Annotated in this window: 18 protein-coding genes and 1 tRNA gene; 10 read left to right on the top strand and 9 right to left on the bottom strand. The window is 38.6% G+C overall.

Going from position 1 to position 24,945, the window contains the following annotated elements:
- Positions 1-73: 73 nt before the first annotated feature.
- Both H5126_RS06640 and H5126_RS06635 read left to right on the top strand, forming a co-directional pair.
- Positions 74-3,145 (top strand): PKD domain-containing protein, encoded by a 3,072-nt coding sequence (locus tag H5126_RS06640; RefSeq protein ID WP_182721534.1) that lies wholly within the window; start codon positions 74-76, stop codon positions 3,143-3,145.
- A gap of 316 nt (positions 3,146-3,461) precedes the next feature.
- A complete protein-coding gene (locus H5126_RS06635) occupies positions 3,462-4,139 on the top strand; it encodes a glutathione S-transferase family protein (RefSeq protein ID WP_039485204.1) in 678 nt (225 codons plus the stop codon).
- Positions 4,140-4,191: 52 nt separating this feature from the next.
- Here H5126_RS06635 and H5126_RS06630 read toward each other — a convergent pair whose 3' ends face one another.
- The 7 genes from H5126_RS06630 to H5126_RS06600 form a co-directional block, all read right to left on the bottom strand.
- A complete protein-coding gene (locus H5126_RS06630) occupies positions 4,192-5,931 on the bottom strand; it encodes a SulP family inorganic anion transporter (protein WP_182720844.1) in 1,740 nt (579 codons plus the stop codon).
- A gap of 257 nt (positions 5,932-6,188) precedes the next feature.
- Entirely contained in the window at positions 6,189-6,980 is a 792-nt protein-coding gene (locus H5126_RS06625; protein WP_182720843.1) for a hypothetical protein, read from the bottom strand.
- Positions 6,981-7,289: 309 nt separating this feature from the next.
- On the bottom strand, positions 7,290-10,229 hold the full coding sequence (locus H5126_RS06620) for a TonB-dependent receptor (protein ID WP_182720842.1): 2,940 nt from the start codon (positions 10,227-10,229) through the stop codon (positions 7,290-7,292).
- Positions 10,230-10,838: 609 nt separating this feature from the next.
- Positions 10,839-11,363: a DNA starvation/stationary phase protection protein Dps gene (dps, locus tag H5126_RS06615; protein ID WP_024595435.1), complete on the bottom strand. Its 525-nt coding sequence runs from the start codon at positions 11,361-11,363 to the stop codon at positions 10,839-10,841.
- A 236-nt stretch (positions 11,364-11,599) separates the two neighbouring features.
- The gene (locus H5126_RS06610; RefSeq protein WP_024605487.1) at positions 11,600-11,968 is read right to left on the bottom strand and encodes a DUF2237 family protein; all 369 of its coding nucleotides are present in this window, start codon (positions 11,966-11,968) and stop codon (positions 11,600-11,602) included.
- 135 nt (positions 11,969-12,103) lie between these two features.
- On the bottom strand, positions 12,104-13,966 hold the full coding sequence (gene gss, locus H5126_RS06605; protein WP_182720841.1) for a bifunctional glutathionylspermidine amidase/synthase: 1,863 nt from the start codon (positions 13,964-13,966) through the stop codon (positions 12,104-12,106).
- A gap of 329 nt (positions 13,967-14,295) precedes the next feature.
- Positions 14,296-14,709, bottom strand: a complete 414-nt coding sequence (locus H5126_RS06600; RefSeq protein WP_259397876.1) for a hypothetical protein — start codon at positions 14,707-14,709, stop codon at positions 14,296-14,298.
- A gap of 340 nt (positions 14,710-15,049) precedes the next feature.
- Here H5126_RS06600 and H5126_RS06595 point away from each other — a divergent pair, with 340 nt between their 5' ends.
- The 4 genes from H5126_RS06595 (at position 15,050) to H5126_RS06580 (ending at position 19,345) form a co-directional block, all read left to right on the top strand.
- Positions 15,050-15,883, top strand: coding sequence for a mechanosensitive ion channel family protein (locus tag H5126_RS06595; protein ID WP_182720840.1), 834 nt, complete (start codon positions 15,050-15,052; stop codon positions 15,881-15,883).
- Positions 15,884-16,124: 241 nt separating this feature from the next.
- Positions 16,125-18,197, top strand: coding sequence for a catalase (locus tag H5126_RS06590; RefSeq protein ID WP_182720839.1), 2,073 nt, complete (start codon positions 16,125-16,127; stop codon positions 18,195-18,197).
- 103 nt (positions 18,198-18,300) lie between these two features.
- Positions 18,301-18,771 carry a GFA family protein gene (locus H5126_RS06585; protein ID WP_058154198.1) on the top strand — a complete coding sequence of 157 codons (471 nt, stop codon included), beginning with the start codon at positions 18,301-18,303 and terminating at the stop codon, positions 18,769-18,771.
- Positions 18,772-18,871: 100 nt separating this feature from the next.
- The gene (locus tag H5126_RS06580; protein WP_058154199.1) at positions 18,872-19,345 is read left to right on the top strand and encodes a VOC family protein; all 474 of its coding nucleotides are present in this window, start codon (positions 18,872-18,874) and stop codon (positions 19,343-19,345) included.
- Between the two features lie 218 nt (positions 19,346-19,563).
- Here H5126_RS06580 and H5126_RS06575 read toward each other — a convergent pair.
- Positions 19,564-19,648, bottom strand: a tRNA-Leu gene (locus H5126_RS06575).
- Positions 19,649-20,039: 391 nt separating this feature from the next.
- On the opposite strand from H5126_RS06575, the gene H5126_RS06570 reads away from it, so the two are divergent.
- The 4 genes from H5126_RS06570 to H5126_RS06555 all read left to right on the top strand — a co-directional run bounded on the left by H5126_RS06570 (position 20,040) and on the right by H5126_RS06555 (position 23,690).
- A complete protein-coding gene (locus H5126_RS06570) occupies positions 20,040-21,029 on the top strand; it encodes a fatty acid desaturase (RefSeq protein WP_182720838.1) in 990 nt (329 codons plus the stop codon).
- A 401-nt stretch (positions 21,030-21,430) separates the two neighbouring features.
- Positions 21,431-22,723 (top strand): amidohydrolase, encoded by a 1,293-nt coding sequence (locus H5126_RS06565; RefSeq protein ID WP_002958068.1) that lies wholly within the window; start codon positions 21,431-21,433, stop codon positions 22,721-22,723.
- Positions 22,724-22,957: 234 nt separating this feature from the next.
- A complete protein-coding gene (locus tag H5126_RS06560) occupies positions 22,958-23,371 on the top strand; it encodes a GFA family protein (protein WP_007377055.1) in 414 nt (137 codons plus the stop codon).
- 97 nt (positions 23,372-23,468) lie between these two features.
- Positions 23,469-23,690, top strand: coding sequence for a hypothetical protein (locus H5126_RS06555; RefSeq protein ID WP_154903460.1), 222 nt, complete (start codon positions 23,469-23,471; stop codon positions 23,688-23,690).
- Here H5126_RS06555 and H5126_RS06550 read toward each other — a convergent pair.
- Positions 23,679-24,875, bottom strand: a complete 1,197-nt coding sequence (locus H5126_RS06550) for an MFS transporter (RefSeq protein WP_154903461.1) — start codon at positions 24,873-24,875, stop codon at positions 23,679-23,681. The two genes, H5126_RS06555 and H5126_RS06550, sit on opposite strands and share 12 nt — an antisense overlap.
- Between the last annotated feature and the right edge of the window lie 70 nt (positions 24,876-24,945).

Below are 24,945 nucleotides of genomic sequence, written 5' to 3'. Positions count from 1 at the left end.
AAAACACCCGATTTTAGTTTTAAACGGATGTTTGATTTACTAAAAATCAGTAAATTTCAAAAGGATTTATTAAATGAAAAAGACAAAGTGCTTTGCATTGTGTTTAATCGCAACCTCTATTTTAACTGCGTGTGGCAGTGATAAAGACCCATCTAGTACTAGTGAAACACCTAAAGTAGTAGCCAATACAGCACCTTCAGTAAATGCAGGAGCTGACCTTATCGTAGATGAAAATCAATCTATTTCATTTACAGGAACAGCTGAAGACTCAACCGGTACAATAGCAAGCTATGCATGGCAGCAAACCTCTGGGATTGATTTAGAGCTTAGCGGCTTAGATACAAGCACCCTTTCTTTTACAGCGCCAGAAGTAGATGAAGAGCAAGTTGTTGTATTTGAATTAGTTGCTACTGATGATGGTGGTTTGACTGCATCTGACTCTATTTCAATTACTATTAAAAATGTACTAGTAGAACCAACATTGAGCTTAAACGAAAGAGTCACTGTTGAAGAAAATACAGAAGTAGAAATTACAAGCATAGCAGAAGATTCTAATGGCTCAATAGTGTCGTATGCTTGGCAACAAACTGACGGCATTATCATTGAAATTGATAACTTAACTAATGATTCTTTAAAATTTATTGCTCCAGAAGTTGATTTTGATACAACGTTAACTTTTGGCTTAACAGTGACAGATAATGATGGTCAAACAGCTACAAGTAGTGTTTTTGTTGATGTGACTAATGTTGCCGCAAGTGTTATGTCTATACCTGGTGGTAGTGAAAATATTGTTATAGATGGGCAAACCGTTGAGGCAGCGCTGAATGAAGTATTAGTACATTTAAACGATGATGTTACAGAAGCTGAATTAGAAGCTGTTTTTGATGAGATTAGTAATAATGATGCTGGAATCGCAAGTTTTGATGATGCATTAAAAGTATTACAGATAAGAGTTAGAGAAGGCGCTTCTGAAAATAGCTTGATAACAAAAATTGGGGAAATGGGCGGCGTTAGGCATGCAGGTTTAAATACTGTTATAGAGTCAAAAAACTTAAGTCTGATTAGTAATTATAATCATGTAATCAAAAATAAAAACACTGTAATACAATATATTGCAGAGGAAAGCACTGATGAGCCTCTTTTTTCTGGAGATTATTGGGTTAAAGCTGTAGCCGCAGATAAAGCATGGGATGCATTACAAGAACGTACTTTAGCGCCAGTGACATTAGGTGTTGTTGATACCGGTATAGGTGCAGGACAAATTAGCATTGAAAGCTCTCGCTTAACTCGTCTACGCGCACAAGAGAATGGCCAATTTGGTGTTGTTGAAGGTGATGATACAGAAACTGATAGTTCTCATGGGTTGTGGGTATCTAGCTTTATTGCTGGACATAACACGAGTGAAGGCAGTGCAGTGTATGGTGTTGATCACAGTGCCAACTTAATACATACCGATATTTATGTTAAGCGTTGTAAGGATGGATCAACTACTGAAGAGTGTTCATCTGAATCTCCTATTAAAACTTATATAACAGATTTAATAGCAGGAACTAAGGCGACTATAGATAACGGTGCGAGCATTGTAAATATATCTTGGGGTGATACAAGCACTTGTGCTGACGACTCACAAGTTAGATTAAAAAGTAATAGAAATTGGCGTCTACAACAAACTAACTTAGTGGAATACGCAAAAGAAAAAGATGTATTACTAGTTTATTCGGCTGGTAATAACTGTGAAAAAAATGATGATCAACTTTTAGTTGATATCAATGATATTGCCCAAGATGCTTGGCAAACAAATACATTGATTGTAGCGGCAACAGATGCAGATGATAAAGAAACTGATTTTACACGTATGGGTAACGTCGTAAATATTGCGGCTCCTGGTGATCAAATGGGGTGGGGGAATACTGATGGTAGCTTAGGCGTAGGTACATCATTTTCAGCCGCTTTAGTAACAGGCTCTGCAGGGATTGTGAAAGGAATTAATAGCTCATTAAAAGCAGCGGAGATTAAAGATATTTTAGTTGCTACATCTTCTAATTTAACGCTTTCTGAAGAGTCAAAAGCTCTAGGCACAACGGGTCCTACGCAGTTACTAAATATTCACTCTGCAATACAAACAGCCGATTTAACTGTTGATTCTGTTTTAGAAGTTAAGGCTCCAATTGCTTTATCTAAAGGGGATAAAACTACTTCGCAGTTAAGCTTTACCTTACCTGAAACTACTGTGACAGCAATTGATGTCATGTTTTTAATTGATGTTAGCGGTAGTTATACTGATGATATAGCCAGCTTAAAAGAGCAAGCTGACAATATATTAGAAAACTTATCTGGTCGTGGAATTAATGTTGCTTTTGGGGTTTCTGCCTTCTCAGACTTTCCTATTGATGGATACGGCCATGAATACGATGGTGATGAAGCGTTCTATTTATTACAGTCGGTGACTACAGATATAGATGCCGCAAAAACAGGAATCAATAATTTAACCATTTATTCAGGTAATGATTATCAAGAATCACAGTTAGAAGGTTTGTACCAAGCTGTAACTGGAGCTGGTAGAGATATAGACAACGATGGAAATTATACTAGTTTAGGTGATATTGAACCTATGAATATTGGTTGGCGTGAAGGTGCTTTAAAAGTTATTTTATTAGCGACAGACGCGCCATTTCATGATTCAGATATAGATGAGAATTACCCAGGTGCGGGCAAAACTGAGGTCATCAATGTATTACAAGAAAAAGGTGTGACGGTATTTGGATTGCAAAGCGGCTCAATTGGCTTAGCTACAGATGATTTAGATTCAATTGTGTTAGCTACCAAAGGACAAACATTTTTATTGTCGTATGATAGTAACGAAATTGCAGCGGCTATTTCTTCAGCTCTTGATGAGGCTTTAAAAGAAATCGATCTCTCAATTGAAGTGATTTCAGGAGAGCAGTGGGTTGAAACTATTACCCCTGTATTAATTGAGAACGTTAAACCAAATGAAGAAGTGACCTTTGAAATTAATTTGAAAGGGATTAAAAATGCCTCTCTTGAGGAATTAAATTACGAAGTGATACTTTGGATAAGAGGTGATGGTAGCGCAGTTGTAAGAAGGGTTGTAATTCCTATTACAGTTCCAACTTTAGCCGACTAATTTAGACAAAATTAAATGATTAATAAAGCCGATATTGAGCGTTGCTCAATATCGGCTTTTTATTTAATGGGCCAAATATGAGTAGTGCTAATACTTGCCATACTTTTAGTTTGTTGCTTCTGCAATTGATTTTTAAGCATATTACTTCATACAAAAGTTTATTTTTCTTTAGCATAAGTAATTTTTAAGATTGAAGTATCACGAAATACTCACAGTTAAATCACGTTTTAACTGTGTATTTTACTTAGTTAAAACTTAATTTGAACACCCGCTCAAGTTGTGCTTTAATCGTTGCTCAATTATTGAGGAACTTTACATGATTAAATTTTATTTTCACCATACTCCTAACCCAATGAAGGTTGCGCTCTTTTTAGAAGAAACAGGCTTACCGTTTGAACTTGTTCCTCTTGATACTTTAAAAGGTGAGCAACATACACCTGAATTTAAAGCAATTAATCCAAACGCTAAAGCGCCAGCAATTGTTGATGGTGAAACGCGTGTGTTCGATTCGAATGCTATTTTAATGTACCTTTCTGAAAAATATGGGAAGCTTGAAGGCAAGGGCGATGACCGCGCTGAAATGCTGTCGTGGTTAATGTTTATCGCATCTGGTTTAGGTCCGTATTCAGGGCAAAGTGTTCACTTTAGACACATGGCGCCAGAAGGGCTTGATTACGCGGTTAATCGTTATTTACGTGAAGCGCAGCGCCATTACGAAGTACTTGATACTCACCTTGAAGGTCGTGACTTTATAGTGGGTGATACATATACCATTGCTGATGTATCTGCATGGGGTTGGATTGATAAAGCACCGGTTGTACTAGGTGAAGAGGGCTTAGCGCCGTACCCAAATCTTAAGCGTTGGTTTGAAAGCATTGATAGCCGCCCAGCGGTTGCACGTGCACGCGCAATTGGTACTGATATAGCCTTTAAAAAAGAGTTTGATGAAGACGCTAAAAAAGCGTTTTTTCCTTCAAACTATCCAAAAGTATAAAAAGTAATTAATACTAAACAGCAGATCAGTTAGCTGATCTGCTTATTGTATTTTATTGCTGTGTGAGCGGTTCTTTATTTTCGTCTGACTCAAACAAGCTAACCTCTTGCGTGTGCTGGCTTACGCTATTTCTTTTTAGGGCGATGTATAGGTCTGAGTGAATGTATATGCCCTCTGTTCCTGACTTCATTCCTGCAATATCAAACCACGAAAGTAACTGACGTTTTCTACCTGCAAGCTCAAGCCTTATATCACGCTTTTTAAATATAACGTCGAGATCTGCAAGCATGGCCATTACGCTTAAATCTAAATGAGTAAAGCAGGGCACAGCGTCAATTATTACACATTGTGTATCGTCTTTTTGCCTTGCATATTGCTCAAGTAATCTGCGTTTAAAGTAGCTGGCATTAAAGTAAGTTAAAGGTGAATTAAAGCGATAGATAAACACGCCTTGCACTGCTTTTGCTTTATCTGTGGCGTCTAAACTTCTTACTACACCGTTAACATCTACGCCGAGTATATTGTCGGTTGGACGCATAACAGTGCGAATAAATTGAAATAACCCTAGTAATACAGCAAGTGTGATCCCTGGTATAACGCCAATAAATAACACAGCAAGTAAGGTGGCTGAGGCGAGATAAAATGCCTGTTTGTCTTTTCGTTTTAATTGCCAAACAGCTTTTAAATCGAGTAAATGGACAGAGGCAATAATAAGTACAATACCTAGCGCTGCGCTTGGAATAAATTCAAGTGGGGCTGTTAAAAATACAGCTATGAGCGCAATAATAGCTGCTGCAATTATTGATACTAACTGCGTTTTACCACCTGTTGCATCGTTAACAGCGGTGCGTGAGTCGGCGCCACTGACTGCAAAACCTTGCGAAAGAGCTGACGCTATATTGGCAATACCCAACGCTCTAAATTCTTTATCGGCGTCTATGTCGTAGCCATTTTTAGCAGCAAAGCTGCGGGCAGTTAGCATCATACTAACAAAGCTCACGATGGCTAAGTTAAGTGCGGGTACCACCAGCTCACGAATAATCCCTAAATCAAAAACAGGGGTATTAAAAACGGGAAGCCCGCCAGTTACGGTGCCAATGGTTTTTATATCAAATTGTTTTAAATCAAAAATCCATACCAAAAGTGCACCAAAAGCAATAGCAAACATAGATGCAGGCCACGTGGGCTTTATCCGTTTCATGGCAAAATAGACCGCCAGTGTAAACAAAGCCATTAATAAGGTGGGAACGTGTGTTTGCGCTAGGTATGTGGGCACACCACCGAGGCGTTCAAGTAAGTAGCGCTCATCAAAAGTAAAACCAAATACTTTAGAAAATTGACCCACAATAATAGTGATAGCTACGCCGTTTAGTAAGCCCATTAAAATAGGTTTAGATAAAAAGTCAGCTAATACACCTAACTTAAATTTACTGGCTATAAAGCACCAAAAGCCGGTCATGGCGGTCATGGTGACAACAAGTTGCCAATGCTTAAAGCTGTCGCCTGCAGCAAGAGGTGTTACTACAGCGGCAATAACGGCGCAGGTAGCAGCATCAGGGCCGACTATTAATTGTTTTGAAGTGCCGAAAAGTGCATATAGCATCATTGGCAGTATGCAAGAGTATAACCCTACGGCGGCGTTAACACCGGTTAGTTGTGCGTAAGCAATGGCAACAGGTAAAGCCACTGCAGCTACTGATAGCGCCGCCCTTACATCATCAGCAAACCATTGGCGTTCATAGTGCAGCAATGTATTTAAACCGGGCATAAAATTATATAAACGCGACAGCACCTTAGTTTTCCTGCTAATAGTTACAACGTTTTGATAGTAAATTTAATATTCAAATAAGTATAGCTAGGACGACGGTTATTTTAATAAATTGCAGGTGATTATTTATCAAGATATTAAATTTATAATTTGGCAAAAAAGTGAAAATTGAATTTTCCTGAGGTGTCTTTTAATCAGCTTATGTGCGTAGTATTAATGTACTGATATTGAGCACCTCAGGAAATCACTAAATCTAAAATCTAGTTTTAAATTTTTTAAGATTATTTAGCACCACATGCCGGATATAACTCAAGCACCTCTGTTACTACTTGTCCAAATAAGGCTTGTTCTTGCTGTGTTAAATCTATAGCAGGAATAAATGGCATTGTGTCTGTTAATTCCGAGGTAATGATTTGATAAAAGGTCATCGCTGTAAGGACATTCCCAGCATAGGATGCATGATTACCGTCGGCACTATGAAGGTTTATACTAGGCATTATTTCTAATACTCGATTCCACACGAAGCCAACTGGCGCTATGCAGCTAGGTTGTTTTTGACTGATTGCTAAATGGAGGTCGTAAACCTGCTTTGCTTCTGCGGGATCCCCTTTTTGAGGATGCTCTGGAAATAAAATAGGTGTAATTTTATGCTCTTTTGCGTTCGAGATTAATCGCTCAGTTGCGCTTGTAGGGTAGTCAGTCGAACCTGATTGTGAGTACTTTTGGCCTTGAAAAATTGCATGACTCCAGTTATCACTTTTTAATTTATCGACATTCGCATTTACTGCGACTATTTCATCTAAAAATCGACCACTGACAGTCGTTATTTTGACTGGAGTGCTAGGTAACTGGCTTGTAATAATTATTTCTAATAAGCCCCCTAACTGTGAACTATGGCTATTACCATAGATAATTATTTTGTATTCATTTAAGGGGCTGTTATTAATGATTGCTGTTGTTTTTATTATTTCAGTATTTACAGCCACTTTTGTTTTACTTCCCCCAGAGCCGCATGCTGTTAATAATAGTAATGATAATGTGATTGATATTGTTGTTATGTATTTTAGAAACATTGTTAATCCTTTTTTCGTACCAATTATAAGTACGGCTTTAGAATACTAGACATTTTATAACCAAGCTGCAAGGTTGCTGGTTTTTAGTGCAATGTATGGTGCTTAGTTTGTGCGCTAAAAGTGAAGTGCAGGAGGTTGATATTGTTTACGCGGTATATAAATTTTAGTTTGGAGTATTATTCAATGATAATTTTATTGCTTTAAATAAATATTTAGTTATAAAAATTGTGCGATGTTTTAACACAAGTGCCACTTTTTTATAGACGTAAAAAAGCCTGCATAAAAGCAGGCTTTAGTTTCTAGGGAAAATTAAAATTTAGCGCGAATACCAAAGCTGTAACGGCGATCCGCTTCAGTGTACTTCCAAGCACCACCTAGTTCAGATAGGTAAATAGAAGGCTCGCCCGTTAAGTTGGTCGCATTACCTACTAAGGTCACGTTTTCGTTAATATCCCAGCTTGCAGAGAAGTCTAACTGGCCTCTGTCGTCACGGTAGTTATTACCGTAAACAGTACCTTCTGCTGAAATACTGCCGTCTGAGTTAATATTTTCTACACGTTTCTCGTTTTCAGTATCTAAGAAACTGTCACGGTAGTTATAAGCTAGACGAGTAGAGAAACCTTCGTATTCCCAAAATACTTGTAAGTTATACGTATTTTTAGAAATATCTAATAACGGGTTACCGTTTGGTTGCTCGCTGTCTGCGTATGTGTAGTTTGCGTTAATGCCTAAGCCAGAAAATGCACCAGGTAGGTCTGTAAAGAACTGTTGATAACCAACTTCAAAGCCTTGTACTGAGCCGTTTTCACCGTTTACATTTTTAACAGTATCGATACCCGTTAGTCCTGCGTCACGTAAGCCTGCTACATGGTTAAAGCCATCAGCATCTACTGGGAAGTCAGTTGCATCCGAGTAAACTAGGTTGTCTTGTGAAACACCTGCAACGTCAAGCTGACATACTTGGTTCCATTGAGTTACGTTTTGACCTGTTGAAGTGCTTGATGCAGCTACACAGCTACTTTCGTTACTTAAGAAAGATTCAACATCTTTATAAAATACTGCGAAAGAAATTACGTTACCTTGGTCAAAGTAATGCTCTACAGATAAGTCGTATTGCGTTGCACGATATGGTTCTAAATCAATAGAGCCTTGCGTTGCACCTGTAATGTCGTTATTAACGTCAAATGCAGGGCTTAGTTCGCTAAAGTCAGCGCGGCGCATAACTTTTGCAGCAGCAAAGCGGAATAATGTTTCGTCTGAGTAGTTATACGTTACGTTTAAGCTTGGTAAAAAGTCGCTGTAGTCATTGTCGCCAGTTACTTTTTTGCCATTAAGAAATACGCTTGATTCTAAATCTGTAGTTACATAACGACCACCCACAATTGCAGTGATGTTATCAAAGTCTAAGTAGGCTGATATATACACGGCAGCAGTATCTTCAACTACGTTGCGGTATGCGCTTTCTTGGAACTCTTGGTTATCTGAAAGACTACCTGTTGACGCTAGGTTAGTACCTGCAAGTAACTGCTGAAGCTGAGCGTAAGTATTTGCAGGGTTAGATAAACCGTTGTAGCTTAAAAAGGTTAGTAGGTCGTTTTGTCCCGAATGACCTAATTGGTCAAATGAGTTGTCGTGGCTAACTGTTGTAAAGCTATTTGAAAAAGCAGCGTTGTAGTCATCAACCCATAAAGTGGCTAACGAACCGTCTGAGTCGTTAAATGCATTTTTATAAATGTCTTTAATTTCTACTTTGTATTGCTCATATTCGTAATCGCGGTTAGTAACACGTACACCCGCTTTTACTTTAGATACCCAGCTTAAGCTGCTGAGTGGCTCAAACATTTCAACATCAAAACGAATAGCTGTTTCGTCATTGTCTGTTCTTCTATCTTCACTTTTAAACGTACGAAGTGCTAAGTTTTGTGGGTCAGTAAATGCATTAGGATCTGAATGAATGATGCTTGGTAATTTATTACCGTCTTGAGAAAATGCACCATCATATAAATGATTTGTTAGCTGAGTTCCACCACTTGCTTCAAATGTTGATTTTTCGATTGGGCGAAGTGTAAATTCAGAATCAGGTCTTACGCTTTCTGATGATGCTACCGCAATTTCACCAGAGATTTTGATACTGTCAGTAAGGTTCCACTCTGCACCAAGTGCATTTGAAAACGAGTCAGTTTCACGAAAGTCACTGTATGTTTTAGGAATACCAAACTCGTTTGTTAACGTGTAATTATTTACGCCGTTAGCATCTTGAGTTGTATTTGCATCTGTTGATAGTGAACCTGCGACACCTAAAATAGAGTTACCAGCTTGTTCACCTGAGCGCTTTGTGCCGCTTAAATCAAGATACACCATGCCATTACCAGATTGTGGTGCCCATTGAAGAGATAAATTTACAGCAGTTCGTTTACGCTGCTCTACGTATTGTTCAACACTGTGCTCGTCTCTTACGATAGCGTTGCCACTAGGTGTATTACCTTCTTGGCCATTAATTTCGATATCTTGAGGTTTAACACGGCTAGATGTTTCATCTTGGCGAATTTCGCGATCTTGGAATGAAAACATAGCAATGGCACCAAAGGTACCCATTTCATCAAAGTCCCAGTTGTTACCAATTGAACCACTAAAAATAGGAGCTACATTTTCTGTTTTATCAGCGTATTCGCCATCTAATGAAACTGCGCCAGTTAGTTTATCTAACTCTAATGGGCGAACTGTCTTTAAACTAACTGTTCCGCCTAATGCACCCTCAATCATATCGGCAGTAGGAGACTTAACTACTTCTACTGTTTTTAAGAAGCTTGATGGGTAATCTTGCAAGCTAATGCCGTCACGAGAGTCACCAATAGTAGAGCGACCATTTAATTCAACACGGTTTTGAGGTAAGCCACGAATCGAAACACTGTCACCCACACCAAAATCGGTATTAATAGATACGCCAGTAATACGTTGCAACGCTTCTGCAATATTATTATCTGGTAACTTACCAATGTCTTCAGCAACAATCGCATCTACAATACGTCCGTCAGTACGCTTAAGCATAGCGGCGGCTTTCATACTGCCTAGCATGCCTTTTACTTCAATAACTTCAATGTCTGCAGCTGCCGTTTCTGAAGCTGCGGGAGCCTCTTGCGCTGCAATATTTGAAGAAGCCATTAATAAAAGGGCTGCGGCACTGATTGTTGTAGAGCTACTTCTTTTATGCTTATTAATTAATGTTGAAGTAATTTGATTGAGTTTCATGTATCTCTCCCGTTTGGGTACGACTTGCGTCATTGTGTGTGTGTTGTTACTTGGCTTGGTTAACCAATTTAACTGTTTCTTTCCTGTAGTGTGTCATACAGGTGGTATGGTTGAAATTAATCCAATTCAACTTTATTTACAACCTTTGTTTACCAAAATTTCACAATGTGTATTACAAAAACCTCTTTTATTTTGCTTATATTTAATAAATTTAATGGCTTATAGGGTGTTTTTATTTTTTGTATTTTGAATGAATTTTATTGAAGTATCTTTACCAAAGGCATTTTTATATATTATTTGTACTGTTTAATACATTTGTTAGTACTATTTTGAAATTTTATGTCGTACTTTTATACGTGTTTAGTTTACTTTTTAAGTGATATTGAATTGGAAGAGCGACCATTAAAAGTTCTAAATGATTTATAAATTTGCGAAATAATGGAGAGGTTAAAATAATTAAAAATCATTTTGGTAATACCAATTTTCTATTGTTTTTATATTGATTTTGTACTAGCTGGGGTGGGGGCGGTAAGCTAGGTAGCGATAAATAGATTTTTACGCAAAAAAAAGCCCAGCATAACAATGCTGGGCTTTCTTACTTTAGATGTATTAGCTTTGTAATTCGCCTGTAGATGATTCTAAATGTGCTCGTATGAACCACTGAAATTGCTCTAAATCGGCTAGTTGGCTGGTGATCATATCTTCAGAGACCGGATCTAGCTCAGAAAGAGTCTCAATTGCTTTGCGGTGATCGGCATTAACGCCATTATATACTTTATCAAGCGCAGCCAAATGTTCGGTTACTAGGCCTTTGCCTACTGAGTATTCGTCCCAAGTACGGCGATCTACAATTGATTTTGGTGTGCCAACAGGTACTGCACCAAGAGTCGCAATTCGCTCTGCAATTGTATCTGTCATTTCGCGCACAATGTCTACTTGTGGGTCTATCATTTCATGTACGCCAATAAAATTAGGTCCCACTACGTTCCAGTGAATATGCTTTAAAGTTAGTTGTAAGTCTATCAATGCAACCATGCGGTTATCGAGGGTAGCTATTGTTTTTTGGGCTGATTCGTCACTCATACCTGGCGCGGTAAATTTAGTTGTTTTGTTTGATTCGTTATTGTTACTCATAATTTCTCCTACATTAAGTAATGTGTTGCTCATATAATATGTTGCGTTATGAGCATGACTTAAACTTAATGAAGCAACTGTTATGCCGTAAGTTGCTTTATTTGAAAAGTGATTCAAAAACAATTGGTTATATTTTAAATTAAGGTTTCTAAGGCTGCAGAGGAGATTGGGTTTTTGAAAAGCCTGCATATATTTGTAAAATATGCAGACTTCGATTTAGTTACTCTTAGGTGTATTTAAACGTTGGCTATGTATTCGTGCGCTTTTAAAACATCGAGCGGCACTATTTCTAATGATTTTTTATTTGTAGCCTCAAGCACCACTGGTGGCGCAACGTTTGCTGAAATAGCATGAAGCCATCTTACTGCACACAAGCACCATTTATCACCGGCTTTTAAACCTTCGAAATCGTAAAGAGGGTTCGGGCTTATTAAATCGTTACCTTGTGATTTTGAAAATTGTAAAAATTCATCAGTCATAATTGCACACACACTGTGATTGCCAAGATCTGATTCTGGTACATAACAAAACCCTTCACGTGTGTAGCCACCATTACCGCAACATAGTTTTAAGCGTGTGCCGAGTACATTAAATTGATTCGCCATGAAATACCTTAATTTGTGGTGTTTAATAAATTTACTCTAACAGGAGTAACTCGCTTGAGATAGCTATAAAACTTAAAAGAGGGAAGGGCTACACAAACTTAAGCCCGCAGCAAATTGCGGGCTTAGTATTGTTTATTATTTAATACGCAGCGCCATACAATCGCTATGACCGTTTATGATCATGCTTTTATCAACACGCACGCCACCACCAGAGTATTTACCGGCGGCTGTAAAACTACATATTTGTACAAAGTAGTCGTCTACTTTAGGCAGTGCAAATAGTTGTTGGTATATTTGGTCTTGCTCTGCAAAGTGCCCCATTGTTTTTTCTATAACTTGCTGCTGCTCATCAATAAGTTGAATATTAGCGCCACAGCGTCCTACTATTGGTTTAACTACATAACCGGATTGTAATAACTCGTCGTTAAGCTCAAACGCGGTATTAAGTAAATATTTATGATTAGGGAATAAGCTCCACAGTATTGGCAAAATAGCCTTGTTACTTGGAATTAATGTCCACAGCGGTTCAAACACCATGACATTTTTACGCAGTAATACATCGACTAAGCGTGGCGTTTCACCAGCTTTGAATTGTGGTTCAAAGTTATCACCTAATGATTGGTCGGCTTCGCATTCTTCACGAATTTGATCAAGTGCGGTTTCCCACGACCAGGTTTTCCATACGTAACTCAGTTGTGCGCCATCAGTATCTACTATGTTGCCTGACTCATTCCAGCGAAGTGTGCTTAAGCCAATTACTAGCTTACATTCAAAGCCTGCGGCTTCAATAGCTTCTTTCATAAATAATGCGTGGTAATGTTCTTCTGGTTCATCATCTTGCAGAATATGAACAAGACCTTTTACCTCACTTTTACGCCATGCTTTTACGAGATCTTTAAATAAATTTTGGCCTGCATCTACACCTGTTTTAACGCCAAAGTGTTTTGCCCACTTTCCCTGAACTTTGCCGCTTTCCATGTAACACGATGCCGAATCGCAATTGTATTCGTAAACTTTTAAACCTGCTGCTGTTAAGGCAAAGTCAAACCGGCTGGTAATTAATTGGTTTAAGCGGTTATCCCACGATTGGCGAATTTTATTAAGCACAACATCGGGTAAATTAAACTTTTCTAATAACTCAGGGTGCTGCAATACATAGTCGGTTGCATGCATAAATAAGCCATGCAGCTCATTTGTTGCATGCTCAATGCTTTGCTGCGCCGTTTGAGATATTGCAAAGTAATTATGTTGATCCTCATCTACTGATGTAAGTTTATGGCCTTGCATCATTTCTACGTAGGCAGCTTCATCGTCATTCGCAATATTTAACCATGACTTGTTTGCTTGGCCTGTATCTACTGCTTTATGGGCTTCTATAATAAATAAATCAGTGTTTAGATCAGACGTTGGCTCAGCATATTCTGTTTCATCAGTTTGTGTCATCCAGCCTAAAATAGTGGCGTCGCTGTAAGAGCACTCAATCCAATAGTCGCCATCTTTAGTTACTTTTGCTTTTAGTTCACGGCACCAGTTTTGATTTGTTGGCCATATTTGATGCCCTACATTTTGCTCAGCAAGACGTATTTTATCTTCATGCACTTCAACAATGACAGCAACATGGCCTGTTTCTTCAAACTCGCCGCCTTCTTCCCATATAAGTAAGCTACCTACTTGAGGATGATGTTTAGCACCATTTTTAAACGCGTTTAGTGGCAATCTGTTTTGGCTATTTACATCGCGCACTGAACGCAGCTCAAAAATATCGTAAGCCATGGCTATGTCATCAAAAATATAACTATGGTTGAGGTACATCCATCTACGGGCAAACTCAACGCATTGCCATTTATAGCCCATGTAAATACCGTCTAGGTAACTACGATAGGCGCTACGATTAGGATAAATGCTTTCGTCAGCCGTATCATAATCAGATGAGTAAACAGCAACATTACCAGGTGCATAACCTAATAAAGTACCAAAATCACTAGCAGAAGATTTCATAAACAAAGATGTTCAAAATAAGGTGTGATAATTTGCTGACTATATGAGCCAAACTGCGTTATAGCAAGATATAAAATATGCTTTTACGAAGGGGGATAAGTAAAAAATTACTCATTCATTAAAGAGTGGAAAGATGGGAGAGTACTCTTACTAATAGTATAAGGTTTGGTACCTTTTGACTTTTAGCTGGTTGAAAGTTAGCAATATTTTTGACGTAATTATTACTGTTTAAATCTCAACTAAAAAATGGAGAAGCTATAGGTAACTTCTCCACTTTTATTATTCATATTTAGTGTTTTTTATAATATGTAAAGCAGGTTAACGCGCTGCTAAATCATTTCAGCATCTATATGGCGTATTAGGTTTGATACCCAATTAACATATTGGCGGTGAATTTTTTTGCCGTTGTAGTTTAAGTTAATAGAGTCTTTATAGTTGATTGAGTATGCCGTTTTGTCATACGCAATATCGACAGTTAATTGATGTGTGCGAATATCCAGTACACCTTTTATTTTACCTTCACTCAAAGGCGTACACTTCCAACCAAGCTGAATACATGCCTTTAGAATACCTTTTTCTACGTCAGCTTCACTGTTGGTAATTGTTGATGTTTGCGGAATAGGGTTTTGTTCAAAGTCTCTTACTGAACAGATGTTGAACAACCAGCAAGTACAGTAAGTGCTACCGCTGTAACTAAAATTGAGTAATTTTTCATAATAATCCTTTGTTTTAATTTCATCCAATTGTGATGTCTCGCCAATATATGCGCGCTTAGGTGAGATTATCGGTAAATTTATAGATGAGTGCCAGCAATAATTAGAAAATTAAGAGAGTTAACCGAGGGTTATCTCGGGTATTAGCTTTATTTATGAACTAGTTAAAGTTTAATTATTTAAGCTATAAACCAAGGGGTAAAGCAAAATTATGTGTTGAAAGATTTACATGAGCGATGACATGTTTTGAGGGGAACGCTCTTTCGTTATGTTTTAAAATACTCCTATATTCGTACTTTAGTTAATTTTTTGTTAAACCATTGCGCTTGGCGTAGCAAAACTAGCTAAAAGTTTTAAAACAGGAAAAACAATGGAAGACATAATAAACAACATTGATATTAATCAATATTTACCCGCTGCAATTACGTGGGCAACCAACATATTACTAGCAATTGCAATTTTACTTGCGGGCTTATGGTTAGCGGGCAAAGTACGCAATTTAATTATTGGCTTGTGTCATAAATACACTCATCTTGACGATACGTTTTTTCGCTTTTTAGGCAGCATGGCTCGCTACATCATATTAGCGTTCGTTATTATTGCTGTGTTAAATCGCTTTGGTGTACAAACAGCCTCTATTATTGCTTTACTCGGTGCTGCGGGACTTGCTATAGGCTTGGCGTTACAAGGTGCAATGTCGAACCTTGCCGCAGGCGTTATGTTGCTAATATTTAGACCTTATAAAGTGAATGACTTTATTGAGGCTGCAGGGCGTTTTGGTAAAGTAACAGAAGTAGATATGTTTACTACTATTTTACAAACGTTCGATAATCAACAGGTTATTATACCAAATAGTCAAATTTGGGGCGCGCAAATTATAAACCATTCACATCATCCAATTCGTGGTGTAGATATGCATTTTGGTGTTGCTTACGGTGAAGATACAACGGCTGTACGTAAAGTTATAGATGGGGTACTTGCAGCGCACCCACATATACTAAAAGATCCAGCTCCTTTTGTTGAAGTAGAAACACTTAACAACAGCTCAGTAGACTTTTTAGTAAGGCCATTTTGTAAGGGCGAGCATTACTTCGATATTCTTTACACTGTGCCAGAGTTAATTAAAAAAGCACTTGATGAAAACAACATTGAAATACCTTTCCCACATCGTAAAGTTATTTTAGTTAACGAGAGTAAAGATTAACTAAATTTAAAAATGCATAAACCTAAGAGCACTTTTAAGTGCTCTTTTTTGTGTGAAAAAGTTACATACCTGTGTAACTTTTTCTTTTATAAATCATCTCAAATACTACATTGTTATCTGTACAGCCCTTTTTTACAAGGTTGGATGGCTGGTCTTTATTTTGCATTTGCATAGTCGCTTTTAGCTTTAAAGCTCATAAAAACTATTGACCCATTAAATCAAACTGTATGAAGGACTAAACATGGCTGAATCATTTAAATACTCAGGTAATAAAGGGCATGGCGGCGAATTGCATCAAAAAGCGTCGGATGAACACCCTACCATGACCACCGCGCAGGGCTGCCCTGTAAGTGACGATCAAAACTCATTACGTGCGGGCAAACGTGGCCCCGGATTATTAGAAGATCACATAATGCGCGAGAAGATCTTTCACTTTGATCATGAACGCATTCCTGAGCGTGTAGTGCACGCTAGAGGCTATGGTGCACACGGATATTTTGAAACTTACGACACGCTTGAAGATTTAACCTGTGCAGATATTTTTCAGCGAAAAGGTGAAAAAACGCCTGTGTTTACTCGCTTCTCTACGGTTGCAGGTAATAAAGGATCACCAGATTTAGCACGTGATGTACGCGGTTTTGCGGTAAAATTTTATACCCAAGAAGGAAACTGGGATTTAGTGGGTAACAATATACCGGTATTCTTTATTCAGGATGCAATGAAGTTTCCTGATTTAATTCATAGCGCTAAAGCCGAGCCTGATCGTGGTTTTCCGCAGGCGCAAACAGCACATGATAACTTTTGGGACTTTGTGAGTTTGTCACCTGAGTCAATGCACATGGTTATGTGGGCAATGTCTGATAGAGCTATTCCACGCTCTTTACGCTTTATGGAAGGTTTTGGTGTTCATACCTTTAAATTTATTAATGCCAAAGGTGATGAGAAATTTGTTAAATTTCATTGGAAACCAAAAGGCGGAATGCAATCTGTAGTATGGAACGAAGCACTTAAGCTAAACGGCGCGGACCCTGATTTTCATCGCAGAGACATGTGGGAATCTATTGGCAACGGCGACTTCCCTGAGTGGGAACTAGGTGTACAGGTGTTTGATCAGCAATTTGCTGATGAATTTGAATTTGATGTTTTTGATGCCACCAAGCTTATACCTGAAGAGCAAGTACCAGTGCAAATTGTTGGTCGTATGGTGCTTGACCGTGTTGTAGACAACTTTTTTGCAGAAACAGAGCAAGTAGCATTTTGTACTCAAAACATTGTACCGGGGCTCGACTTTACACCTGACCCGCTACTGCAAGGTCGTAACTTTTCATACTTAGATACCCAAACCAAGCGTTTAGGTGGTCCTAACTTTACGCATATTCCGGTCAATGCGCCTAAATGTCCAATGCGTCATTTTCAGCAAGATGGCCACATGGCAATGCACAATCCAAAAGGGCGTGTTAATTATGAGCCAAACTCATGGAGCGGCGACGAAAACAACCCGCGCGAATGCCCAGTACATGGCTTTAAAAGCTCAAAGGAACCTGAAGTAAGTGGCGGTGATAAACTGCGTTATCGCTCAGAAACATTCAGCGATCATTACAGTCAAGCTCGTCAATTTTATTTAAGTCAAACAGAGGTAGAGCAGGCGCATATTCAATCTGCGTACGTGTTTGAGCTGTCTAAAGTTGAGCATTTGCCAATACGAGAACGTTTGGTATCGCACTTGTTAAATATTGACGAAACCCTCGCAAATAAAGTTGCCGAAGGACTTGGCTTGCAAGAAATGCCAGATCCGGCAGAAGCTGCAATGCCAACACGTAAAGACTTACCTGTATCTGATGCGTTAAGTATTTTGAAAAATGCGCCCAACACCTTCAAAGGCCGTAAATTAGGTATTTTAGTAAGTGATGGCTTTAATGCAGAAATTTTTGAATCGGTTACCAATGCACTTAAAAGTGAAGGTGCAAACTTTGAAATTATTGCCCCGCAAGTTGGCGGTGCTAAATGCAGTAAAGGTAAACACTTTAAAGCTGATCAGGTTATTAATGGTGGTCCATCGGTTTTATACGATGCGGTACTTGTACTCACCACCGAAGATGGAGCTAAAAAACTAGCTGCCGTAGCAGAAGCTAAAGACTTTGTAAGTGATGCGTACGCACATATGAAATTTATAGGCTTTACAAATGAGGCTAAGCCTTTATTTAAAGCGGCAGGCCTTGATGGAAAAGTAGATGATGGTTGGATAGATTTAGAGGCACATTCAGCCGATAAATTTATAAATACATTGCGTAATTTAAGATATTGGGAGCGTTAGTAAGCTCAATAATTAAAAAAACCACAGCATGTAATTGTTGTGGTTTTTTTAGCTCACCTAGTTAAGGTATTAGTTCAAGCCAACAATAAATATTGGATATATTATGAAGCTTAATGGCGCTTGTCACTGTGGCAAAGTGGTATTTACGGTCAACTCAAAACACCCTTATCCTTACAATTTATGTTACTGCTCTATATGCCGTAAAACCGCAGGGAGCGGCGGGTTTGTTATTAATTTAAACGCGCAATACAGCACGCTTGAGGTTACAGGGCGTGAACACATAACTATTTATCATGCAAAAATAGGCGATAAAATCAGCCCTGCAGAGCGTCATTTTTGTAAGCATTGTAGTGCTAACTTGTGGTTATACGATGCACGTTGGCCTGAGCAAGTTCACCCCTTTGCTGGTGCAATAGATAGTGAGTTACCCATACCGCCAGAGCGCACTCATTTAATGCTTGGTAGTAAAGCAAATTGGGTAAATGCGCCCATTAATGAAGGTGACAAGCAGTTTGAAGAATACCCTGATGAAAGTATTGCTGCTTGGCATAAACGTTTAAACCTCGAAAAGTAACGCAATTTTTTGTATGAGCTAAGCTTAAATTTAGGGGCAATTAAACGCATATTTAGTTAATTAAATATTAAAAATCACCGCGTAAGTAAAGGAGAATATTATGGCAGTCTCAGCAATACCAAAAGGGTTTCATTCAGTTACACCTTATTTAATTATGAATGACGCACAAAAAGCGATAGATTTTTATTGTGATGCATTTAGTGCTGAACACGTAATGCAGATGCCTTTACCTGATGGTGGAATAGCCCATGCAGAAATAATAATTGGTGATTCGCATATTATGCTTTCAGATAATGGTTCTGAAGAGCATTTAAAAAACCCAAAAGAACTCGGTGGTACAGCGCTAAGCCTTATGCTTTATGTTGAAGATGTTGATACCGTGTTTAAAAAAGCAATTGAGCTTGGTGCAACACTAATAAGACCCGTACATGACCAGTTTTATGGTGATAGGACCGGCACACTACAAGACCCATTTGGTCATATATGGATCATTGGTACACATAAAGAAGATGTTAGTGACGAAGAGTTAAATAATCGAATTGGGAATATAACAAATCAAGAGCAAGACGCATAACTCGCATGCTAATTAGATTTATGTACCTTTCTAATTACATTGATGGCTTTAATGGAAGGCTTGTAGCTTTTGCTTCAGCTTAACTAGGTTTTACCTTGTTATCGACACGGTTTTCTTACCTAAAAGTAGCTCACTTAGTAAAGCGAATTGGTATAGATTACTAGTTAAATTTTAGGCATAAAAAAACCTCAGCCAATAATTAGCTGAGGTTCAAAAAGTGGTACCAGCGGCCGGACTCGAACCGGCACTCCTTTCGGAAGGGGATTTTGAATCCCCCATGTCTACCAATTTCATCACGCTGGCATAATTTTTCTTTAATCTTTTAAGCATAAAAAGATAAAGAAAAACCACTTAAAATAAAAAGGATACTTATATACCTCTTATTCTGTATCCGCATTATACAAACAAAAGAGGGGGCGGCAAGCCTTTTCTTTTATTTGCATAAACAACTGGTTGATAATTAATCGTTTATAGCAAGGAGACTCCATCGGTGAATTTTTTAAGTCTTTTTGGGCTGATATATAAAGCGAATATTTTCGGTTATGAGTGCTATTAAACTGTTATGCGATTGAATAAATAAGCAATTGAACTATTGATAATAGTGAATCGTATTATAATAATTATTCCTGCTTTATGCCGATTTTGCGCTTGATTCAGGTATTATTTGTACAACAAGGTTTTTAAGACATTAATTATGACCCAATTAAGTGCCAAACAGAACATTCAATCGATTGTTAAAGCTATTAAGGCAGAAGAAGCATTACTTCGTCAAAAATACCCATTACTTGAACATCAAAATACCTTAGGGTTAATTATTTTATTGCTGTCGCTTAGCGCATTAATTGGTGTTGGTGTTTTATATTATTTAGCCCTAATACCTGCTTGGGCATGTATAGTACTTGCCGCTATTGCTGCGTCTATTTCCCATGAGTTAGAGCACGACCTTATACATAAACAATATTTTAGCAATCAGCCTTTCATGCATAATTTTATGATGTTAGTAGTATGGTTAATGCGGCCAAATACTATTAGCCCATGGTACCGACGTAAAATGCATTTACACCATCACAAAACCTCAGGCACACAACAAGACCTAGAAGAACGCTTGGTGGGTAACGGTATTAAAAATCCATTTTTACGTGCGCTAGTTATTGTAGATGGGTTATTAGGGCTAATTATTTCTACTAAACGTTTTAGAAAAGAAATTAATGGCTTTAGTTTTTCGAGTGTTTTTAATGCGGGATTTCCGATAGCGACTGCGTATTTTGCTGTTTTATATAGCGTTATTTTATTTCATATTGTTGATTTATTTATACCACTTTCGCTAAATTCACCTAGTTGGTTGTTAAGTACAATGGATGTGTTTGAATTTTTAATGGTTGTGCTCATTGTGCCTAATATTATTCGCTCAAGCTCGCTTAATTTTGTTACCTCAAGCATGCATTACTATGGTGGCGTTAATAACATACTTGAACAAACTCATGTACTAACGAGTCGTTTATTCATGCCGTTTCACTTGTTTTGTTTTAACTTTGGTAAAACGCATACCATTCATCATTTTGTGCCAAATCAGCCGTTTTATTTACGCCAAATGCTAAGTAAAAAAATACTTAGAGTAATGGCGCAGCACAACGTGCGCTTTAATGATTTTGACAGCATTAAAAATGCGAATGCATATAAATAATTACCCCCAACATAAGGGGAGGTTCTACATTGCTATTCTTATTTTATAGTTTGAATAGCGATTATGTGCCAAGCCCATTACCCGTGAATTTACTCTATCCATCGCAACGTTTATTAAGCCCAACTGTCCGCGCTTTGGTGGACTATTTAGTGCCATTTTTAAATCAACAAAAGCAAAAGTGGTAGGCTTAATTAGCGCTAAAACTTTAAACTAAAAATAGATAAAACCAGTGAAAAGTGAAGTGGCCCTTCATAGTTGGGCATCTAGCTTAAATGGGATTGATTATTGTAGAGCCTTCAGTAATAGTGGTTATAGAGCAAACTAATTATATTCTCAATAATACATAAGGGCTCGTGCTCATCAATATTATAAAACCAATAAATATAATAAGGACAAACAGGATGAAAAAATCACTAATTTCAATAGCGTTGGGCTTTGCTGCCCTTAGTGCGTTTAATGCCAATGCAAACATTGATCAGCAAGTTAAAAAGATAGAGCAACAGGTTATTGATTGGCGACGTGATTTTCATCAAAACCCTGAGCTTGGAAATCGCGAAACCCGCACAGCAGGTATTGTCGCTAAGCACTTAAAGTCGCTGGGTATGGAAGTACAAACAGGGATTGCTTATACAGGTGTTGTGGGGCTATTAAAAGGCGCAAAGCCTGGCCCGACAGTAATGCTACGCGCAGATATGGACGCGCTGCCAGTTACTGAAAAAGCAGATGTTGATTTTAAATCAACTAAAACCACTAATTACCGTGGTGTAGATGTAGGCATAATGCATGCTTGTGGGCACGACACGCACGTGGCTATGCTAATGGGCGCTGCACAAGTGCTTGCAAACATGAAAGATGAGCTACACGGTAATATTATGTTTGTATTTCAGCCTGCAGAAGAAGGCGCACCTGAGGGGGAAGAGGGGGGCGCTGAGTTAATGCTTAAAGAAGGCATATTTAAACAATACAAACCAGAAGCTGCTTTTGGGTTACACATAACATCTAGTTTGCACAGCGGTAAAATTGGCTATAGAAGTGGCCCTGCAATGGCCAGTGCAGACCGGTTTGAAATAACAGTACATGGCAAGCAGGCACACGGCTCTGCACCGTGGACTGGGGTTGACCCCATTGCCGCAGCTGCGCAAATAGTAACAGGCGTAAATCATATTGTTAGTCGCCAAATCAACATTACCAAAGAGCCTGCTATTGTCTCGTTTGGTAAGATAGCGGGTGGGGTACGTAATAATATTATTCCTGAAGAAGTCGAAATGGTAGGTACAATTCGTAACTTTGATATGGATAACCGAGCACAAATATTTGAAAAAATAAAAACCACAGCCACGCACATTGCTAAATCGTCAGGTGCTACTGCAGAGGTACATATTCACGAAGGTTATCCGGTAACGATTAATAACCCAAAGTTAACTGCGCAAATGTTACCTAGCCTTAAAAAAGCAGCAGGTAATGAAAACGTAGTTGAAATGGGAAAAATAACCGGCGCAGAAGACTTTTCGTTTTACGCATTAGAAGTGCCGAGTGTATTTGTATTTTTAGGCGGCACACCAAGTGAGCAAGATTTAAATACAGTGGCTAGTAATCACTCACCTTATTTTTATGCCGACGAATCATCGTTTAAAGTAGGCACTAAGGCGCTCAGCCTGTTAGCTGTTGATTATTTAAACGCACATAAAAGATAGCTTAAACACACCACGTTACGCTATTAGCTTAACGTGGTATTGCTGTTTTATTTAAAACATCGCATCATGTTTGTAGCACTTGCTCAATTTTGAAAAAATCACTCTCAAAAATTAAAAACCTAACCGAATATACAAATGAACCGGCGAGCAATTTTTTATATTTTAAAAATAATGAATCGATACTGCCGGTCTTATATCTCGATTCAATCTTCATAAGCATTAAGGATTTAAATAATGGAAATTACTGGAAGCTGTTACTGTGGTGAAATTAAATACCAGGCAAAGTCTCAAAATAACAATGCACTTGTTTGCCATTGTAGCGATTGCCAACGTATGTCGAGCGGCCCATTTAGAGCCGTTATAATTGCAGAGCCAAATTCGGTAGTATTTACCCAAGGTGAGCCAAAAGAGTTTGTTAAAACAGCGCAAAGTGGTAACAAGCGTGCGCAAGGTTTTTGTGGCACATGTGGTACAACACTTTATGCAACTAACGAAGCTAAAGCTGACCGTGTATATGGCTTGCGTATTGGTGCGGTTGATCAGCGTGATCAGTTTACGCCAACAGCACAAATTTGGGCTAAATCAACATTGAGCTGGTTGAGCGGCTTACACGAAGTACCTGCGTTTGATACAACCCCACAAAACTAGTTATTTGGGGTTATCAGTATTACTTTTTTAGTAAGCGGTTTGAAATTTATTTAACCAAATGACTGTCTACTTATAAGTCAGTCATTTGGAGAGTAATATGTGTAGTTCACCTAAAAGCAGCCGAGCAGTGAAAAAAACAGCCATTAGTTTTAATGATGAGCTTACTCAAGAGCAGCGCTTGCGTTTTACTGCAAAAGCTAATTTAGCACAAGAGCGCCGTGAACAGCGCGAAGTAACGAATAAACGCTATGAGCAAAAGCACGCGAGTAGTAAACCTTCGTCTGGTTTATTTTCGTGGTTACAGCAGCTAGTTAGCTGATTTAGCTAAAGTGGTGTTTTTACCACTGCCCAAACCACATAAAGCACACAGTACTCCGGCAATAGCGCACAACCACAATGGCGCACTCCAACTGCCTGTTGTAGTGTGTAATGCACCAGCTAGCATAGGACCAATAGCCGCGAGCAAATAACCTACGCTTTGCGACATACCTGAAAGCGACGCTGCTTGTTGCGAATCGTCAGTTCGTAAACTAATAAACGACAGCCCCAATATAAAACATGCCCCAGAGCAAAAGCCCAGCATTAGGGTCCAAACAAAAGCAAAGCTAGGCATGTAAAGCAGCCCCAATGCACTGAGTGCACTCAACATGGCTAAAATAAAGCTAAGCGCGCTTTGATCTTTTAATTTGGCAAGTAACGGAATTAATATTAAACCCGGTAATGCAGTCGCTATTTGAAAAGCACCATGATAAGCACCTGCTTGGGTAGCTGAGTGACCAGTTTCGGTTAATATGCTTGGTAACCACGTAATAATTATATAATTTAAAAACGAGTTTAAGCCCAGCAGTAGGGTAATTTGCCATGCTAGTAAATAACGCCATACACTTTTTGACGTGTCGGTGTGTTGAGCAATACTCGCGGGTTTTGTGTGCTTACTTAATTGCGACATCCATACAATAATACTCGCCAAAGTAATAAGAGCTGATGAGCCCAGCGCAAGTTGCCATCCTAATCCGTTTAACTGACTAAGCGGAAATACCAAAGTAGAAAACCCACCCGATACCACGCCCATAGTAAGCACGTAGGCTGAGGTCATTAACGCAACCTTTGCAGGGAAGTCGCGCTTAATTAAACTTGGTAATAATACGTTTGCGATGGCAATGCCCACACCAATAATAGCGGTGCCTACAAAAAGCATGGCTGAGGTATTTATTACCCGCGCTGCAACCCCTGCAAGTATAAATAACAAAGCCACAAACAAGGTGCGCTCTAACCCTTGCTTTTTAGCAAGAGTTGCCGCCATTGGCGATGCAACCGCAAAGGCTATGAGTGGCAGTGTTGTTAAAAAACCAGCTTGCGATGCGCTAAGCCCAAAGTGATTAATAATTTGTTCAAGCACAGGTGCAATACCTGTAAATGTGGCGCGTAAATTTGCGGCAATAAGTAATATGCCAAGCACAAGTAATATGCCAGCAAAGCGTGATTTAGGTGTGTTATTTAACAACAGGGAAGACCATTAAAGCTAATACTTAATGGGCGCTAGTATAAAGGCTTAGTAAAAACTATAATTTAGA

Origin of the sequence: Pseudoalteromonas sp. SG45-3 (assembly GCF_014164075.1) — a bacterium.
Lineage (GTDB): Bacteria > Pseudomonadota > Gammaproteobacteria > Enterobacterales > Alteromonadaceae > Pseudoalteromonas > Pseudoalteromonas distincta.
Note: the sequence above shows the minus strand (reverse complement) of the source record. Positions and strands in the feature narration are given on the sequence as shown.

What these genes read in the sequence shown, in the direction of transcription:
- H5126_RS06640 (WP_182721534.1), top strand. Translation starts at nt 74, where the DNA reads ATGAAAAAGACAAAGTGCTTTGCATTGTGTTTAATCGCAACCTCTATT.
- H5126_RS06635 (WP_039485204.1), top strand. Translation starts at nt 3,462, where the DNA reads ATGATTAAATTTTATTTTCACCATACTCCTAACCCAATGAAGGTTGCG.
- H5126_RS06625 (WP_182720843.1), bottom strand. Translation starts at nt 6,980, where the DNA reads ATGTTTCTAAAATACATAACAACAATATCAATCACATTATCATTACTA.
- H5126_RS06620 (WP_182720842.1), bottom strand. Translation starts at nt 10,229, where the DNA reads ATGAAACTCAATCAAATTACTTCAACATTAATTAATAAGCATAAAAGA.
- dps (WP_024595435.1), bottom strand. Translation starts at nt 11,363, where the DNA reads ATGAGTAACAATAACGAATCAAACAAAACAACTAAATTTACCGCGCCA.
- H5126_RS06610 (WP_024605487.1), bottom strand. Translation starts at nt 11,968, where the DNA reads ATGGCGAATCAATTTAATGTACTCGGCACACGCTTAAAACTATGTTGC.
- gss (WP_182720841.1), bottom strand. Translation starts at nt 13,966, where the DNA reads ATGAAATCTTCTGCTAGTGATTTTGGTACTTTATTAGGTTATGCACCT.
- H5126_RS06595 (WP_182720840.1), top strand. Translation starts at nt 15,050, where the DNA reads ATGGAAGACATAATAAACAACATTGATATTAATCAATATTTACCCGCT.
- H5126_RS06590 (WP_182720839.1), top strand. Translation starts at nt 16,125, where the DNA reads ATGGCTGAATCATTTAAATACTCAGGTAATAAAGGGCATGGCGGCGAA.
- H5126_RS06585 (WP_058154198.1), top strand. Translation starts at nt 18,301, where the DNA reads ATGAAGCTTAATGGCGCTTGTCACTGTGGCAAAGTGGTATTTACGGTC.
- H5126_RS06580 (WP_058154199.1), top strand. Translation starts at nt 18,872, where the DNA reads ATGGCAGTCTCAGCAATACCAAAAGGGTTTCATTCAGTTACACCTTAT.
- H5126_RS06570 (WP_182720838.1), top strand. Translation starts at nt 20,040, where the DNA reads ATGACCCAATTAAGTGCCAAACAGAACATTCAATCGATTGTTAAAGCT.
- H5126_RS06565 (WP_002958068.1), top strand. Translation starts at nt 21,431, where the DNA reads ATGAAAAAATCACTAATTTCAATAGCGTTGGGCTTTGCTGCCCTTAGT.
- H5126_RS06560 (WP_007377055.1), top strand. Translation starts at nt 22,958, where the DNA reads ATGGAAATTACTGGAAGCTGTTACTGTGGTGAAATTAAATACCAGGCA.
- H5126_RS06555 (WP_154903460.1), top strand. Translation starts at nt 23,469, where the DNA reads ATGTGTAGTTCACCTAAAAGCAGCCGAGCAGTGAAAAAAACAGCCATT.